General features: G+C 79.6%; 1 protein-coding gene. It reads right to left on the bottom strand.

The features are described from left to right. The coding region (locus tag KIK08_RS39300) for a DUF2339 domain-containing protein (protein ID WP_214408370.1) at nucleotides 1-786 on the bottom strand (786 nt) is incomplete at both ends.

Genomic DNA, 786 nt, shown 5'->3' with positions numbered 1-786 from the left:
CACCGCCCCCAGCGCCAGCGCCGCCCCGCCGGCAAGGGCCGCCCCGCCCGGGCCACCGGTCACCGGGGCCACGACGGCGACCGGGAGCACCGACGCCGCGACGAGGACGGCCACCGCCTGCCGCGCGAACGGCTCGGCGGGCAGCAGCCGGGCCGCCGGCACCGCCGTGGCCAACCCGACCACCAGCACCCCCACGAGTGCGGCGAGCGTGGGCGCGTCGGGATCGACGGTGGTGCGGGCGAGCAACGCGCCGTAGAACACCGGCGGCGCGGCCGAGAGCACCATGAGGACCGGCCAGCCGCGGCGCAGCACCACCGGCAGGGCGGCCAGCTGCAGCGCCAGCACCAGCGCGATGAGCAGCCAGTCGCCGGTCAGCGCGGGTGCGAGCAGCGCGGCGCCGAGGACCACTCCGCAGCCGAGCGGCTGCGAGCGCCAGCGGTCGGCGACGCCGAGCCCGGCACCGGCGACCACGAGCGCCACCGCCAGCGCGGGCGGCGCGGTCAGGTAGCCGTAGAGCGCGGTGGCCGCGGCGACCACCAGGTAGAGGGTGGCGAAGCCGGTCGCGGCGACGGCCTGCGCACCCGTGCGGGCCGTCGGCCTGTGGTGCAGCCACCCGGCCAGCCCGATCAGCGCCAGCCCGAGCAGCGCCCCTCCGCCGACCCGCAGCGGCGGCGCGAACCAGCCGCGCGAGGCGGCCAGCACCAGCAGCATGACGACGCCGAGCAGGGTCACCGCGCCGCCGGTCCAGGCCAGCAGCCGCGCGCCGGAGACGGCCGGCACCGGCAG

The organism is Pseudonocardia lacus, assembly GCF_018531445.1.
Classification (GTDB): Bacteria; Actinomycetota; Actinomycetes; order Mycobacteriales; family Pseudonocardiaceae; genus Pseudonocardia; species Pseudonocardia lacus.
Note: the sequence above shows the minus strand (reverse complement) of the source record. Positions and strands in the feature narration are given on the sequence as shown.